The organism is Archangium sp., assembly GCF_036388035.1.
Taxonomy (GTDB): domain Bacteria; phylum Myxococcota; class Myxococcia; order Myxococcales; family Myxococcaceae; genus Archangium.
In genome coordinates, this window is record NZ_DASVSO010000188.1 from 1 (window position 1) to 3,236 (window position 3,236).

A 3,236-nucleotide genomic window follows, 5' to 3' on the forward strand; every position below is an offset into this window, starting at 1 on the left:
CACGGCGAGCGCGAGTGACAACCTCACCGTGACCCAGGTGGTGTTCTACGACGGCACCCGGGTCATCAGCACGGACACCACGGAGCCCTACAGCGTGAACTGGAACCTCCTGCTGTTGCCCAAGGGGCAGCACACGCTGACGGTCACGGCCCAGGACTCGGCCGGGCACGTCACCACGTCCGCTCCTGTCCTCGTGACCGTGCAGTGATGGCCCGTGGTGCCCGTGTTGCGGCCCAGGAGAAGCTCTACGAGAAGCGCGGTGATGAAGCGGCTGGGCCGCGCTTCACGCGAGCCGCAGGGGCAAGGCCTTGAGCCCGCGCAGCCCGACGGAGCCGCGCCAGCGCAGCTGCTTCTCGGGCACGGCGAGCGTCATCTGGGGGAAGCGCCGCACCAGGTGCTGGAGCGCGATGGTTCCCTCCAGCCGTGCCAACGGCGCCCCCAGGCAGTAGTGAACGCCCATGCCAAAGGCCACGTGGCGGTTGGGCTTGCGGGTGATGTCGAGCCTGTCCGCGTTCTCGAACACCGCTTCATCCCGGTTGGCCGAGGCCAGCAGGGGCATCACCACGGCTCCCCGGGGAATCACATGCCCCTCCAGGAGGATGTCCTCCCGGGCGAAGCGCGGCGAGGGTTGATCGACGGGGTTGCCGTAGCGCAGCAGCTCCTCGACCGCGGAGCCGATCAGCTCGGGATTCTCGCGCAGCTTCTGGAGCTGCTCCGGGTGTTGCAGGAGCGCCAGCGTCCCATTGCCGATGAGGTTGACCGTGGTCTCATGCCCCGCCAGCAGCAGCAGGAAGATCATGGAGATGAGCTCCTCCTCGCTGAGACGATCTCCCTGCTCCTCCGCCTGCACGAGCGCCGTGAGCAGGTCATCCCGGGGCTCCGTCCGGCGCAGGCGGATGAGCTTGCGGAAGAAGCGCATCATGTTGAAGGCGTTGGGTGTCTGGAGCAGGAACCCCACGGGGCCGGTGAGGTTGTCCAGCAGGCCGCCCATCTGCCGGTGGAACGTCAGTCGATCCTCCTCGGGAACGCCCATCATCTCCGAGATGACCGTCAGGGGCAGGGGGAGCGCGAAGTCGGCGATGAGATCGACGGTCTGCTTCTTCTGGGCCGCGTCGAGCAGCACGCCCACGATCTTCTCCACCGACTGCTTCATCTCCTCGACGCGCCGGGGGGTGAAGGCCTTGTGCACCAGGTCCCGCTGGCGGCGGTGATCGGGCGCGTCGTTGGAGAGCATGTTGTTCTGGAAGATCCGGAACAGCTGAGGCACCCACCAGCGGTCCAGGGGATCCTTGCCCTCCATGACGTTGCGGCGGTCATTGGCGAGGCGTGGGTCCGTGAAGGAGCTCACGACGTCGTTGTAGCGCGTGAGGTAGTAGGCCTTGCCGAAGATGGGGTGTTTGACGAGGACGACCGGCGACTCCTTCCGCAAGCGGGCATAGGTCGGGTACGGGTCGGCCCGGATCTCAGGGGTCTTGAGGTTGATTTCAGGGGTCATGGGTGCTCTCCGGTGCGGGTTCCAGGTGGGGGACGGCAGGAGCGGAAGCAGGGCTCAGCGGGGGGCAGCGCCCTCCAAGAAGCACCGCGATTGATCGCGAGTTCATAGAGCTGAACCAGCATACGAAATCACGACTAACCTGTCCAAGCGGAACAGACTGAGGGGAGGGACAGGCGCCCGCACGGACGTCCGGGACACACACCATCGATGGCGAGGGTCAGCACAACGCGGCAAGCCGGCCTACAAGGAGCGCTGAAGCACCAGGGCAGGGGAGGGAGCAGAGGACATGCCGGAGAGGCAGAGAGAGGTCGTGGCACCATTCCTGGTGACGTTGGGCTTCGACGAGGCCACCTTCACGCGGCTGGAGGAGCTGCGGCGGCGCTACTTCCCGCCCGAGCGCAACGTGGTCCCCGCCCACCTCTCCCTCTTCCACCGGCTGCCACCCGAAGAGGAGCCCACCCTCCGCGAGGCCCTGGCCGCCGCGGCCGCACGCACGCCCCCTATTTCCCTCACCTTCACGCGCCTGCGACGGCTGGGAGGGGGGATGGCGGCGGAGGTGGAGGCGGAAGGACTGGGGCCCCTCCAGGCCTCGCTCGCGCGAAGCTTCGACGCCTGGCTCACCCGCCAGGATCGCCAGCCCTTCCGGCCCCACATCACGCTGATGAACAAGGCCCCACCGGAAGAGGCCGCGCGCGCCTTCGCGGAGCTGGGAGCACGCTGGGTGCCCTGGCACGGCCAGGGTGAGGCGCTGCTCCTCTGGCGCTACCTGGGCGGCCCCTGGGAGCAGGTCGGACGGTTTCCGCTCACACGACAGGAGGAGCCGGCGTGAGCGAGACGGGGTAGGGGAGACAGGTTCAGCTCCTGTCTCCCTCGCCTGTCAGGGGTTGAGGCTACTTGCCGCTGGTGTTGCCGTCCGCGACCGACTGGACGACGAGGTTCTCGAAGTCCTCGGCGCTCACGTCGAAGCGGATCACCTGCTTCACCTGCGCGAAGGTCACCGTGGTGAGGCCCGCCCTGTCGGTGGAGACCTTGAACAGCGTCGGATCGAAGCCTTCCACGGTCAGCCTCCCGCCCTGGAGGACGATCGAGCCGTGCCACCGCGTGTTCTCGGGGGTTCGCACGGGCTCATCCACCTCCTGGCCCTCCTTGACGTCCTCGCGGAAGACGTAGACATCGAAGCGGCTCACCATGGTGTCGGCGGTGGCCGTCATGTAACCGCGGTCCAGCGTGAGGGTAATGCTGCGGCTGAGGTCATCGAAGACGGCGTGGCTCAGCACCTCGTGACTGCCCGAGGACTTCTCGTCGCCCCCTTCCAGGGAGGCGGGAGTGCCGTAGAGGCCCATCCCGGTGCGGCTTCCGCCGTGGTAGCAGCCGGAGGGCCCGTTGGAGGCCCAGGCGCTGGCGCCGCCGACCGGACACGAGCGCCAGCTGCAGCTCGCGCTCGCGGAGTCACAGTGCCCCTGGTGCTGGTAGCAGAGGGGCAGGCTCAGGCCGATGCAGTGCACATCGGCGTTGGCGGTGTACTTCTTTGCCCACCACTTGCACTTGTTGCGCGTGCTGCACCAGCCCGCGGCACGGGCCTCCAGCGTGGGCAACATCACGAACAGCAGGGCCAGCAGCGGGGCGAACCACTTTTTCATGGTGGGTAGTCTTTCGTGGGTACGGGTGAAGGTCACACTCTGCGTGAAACCCAGGAAGAATGAAACCCGTGACCCACGTGGCCCTCCAGCGGACGCGCCGT

4 protein-coding genes are annotated in these 3,236 nt (G+C 67.3%); 2 read left to right on the plus strand and 2 right to left on the minus strand.

From position 1 onward, the window contains the following. Positions 1–208: Ig-like domain-containing protein (locus VF697_RS08260; protein ID WP_331093007.1), on the plus strand; the 208-nt coding region annotated here is incomplete at its 5' end. A gap of 75 nt (positions 209–283) precedes the next feature. Here the strand turns inward: VF697_RS08260 and VF697_RS08265 are convergent. Then, positions 284–1,495 carry a cytochrome P450 gene (locus VF697_RS08265; protein WP_331093008.1) on the minus strand — a complete coding sequence of 404 codons (1,212 nt, stop codon included), beginning with the start codon at positions 1,493–1,495 and terminating at the stop codon, positions 284–286. Positions 1,496–1,805: 310 nt separating this feature from the next. Between VF697_RS08265 and VF697_RS08270 the strand changes: the two genes are divergently transcribed. Further along, a complete protein-coding gene (locus VF697_RS08270) occupies positions 1,806–2,324 on the plus strand; it encodes a 2'-5' RNA ligase family protein (protein WP_331093010.1) in 519 nt (172 codons plus the stop codon). A 61-nt stretch (positions 2,325–2,385) separates the two neighbouring features. Here VF697_RS08270 and VF697_RS08275 read toward each other — a convergent pair whose 3' ends face one another. Next, positions 2,386–3,135 (minus strand): hypothetical protein, encoded by a 750-nt coding sequence (locus tag VF697_RS08275; protein ID WP_331093012.1) that lies wholly within the window; start codon positions 3,133–3,135, stop codon positions 2,386–2,388. Between the last annotated feature and the right edge of the window lie 101 nt (positions 3,136–3,236).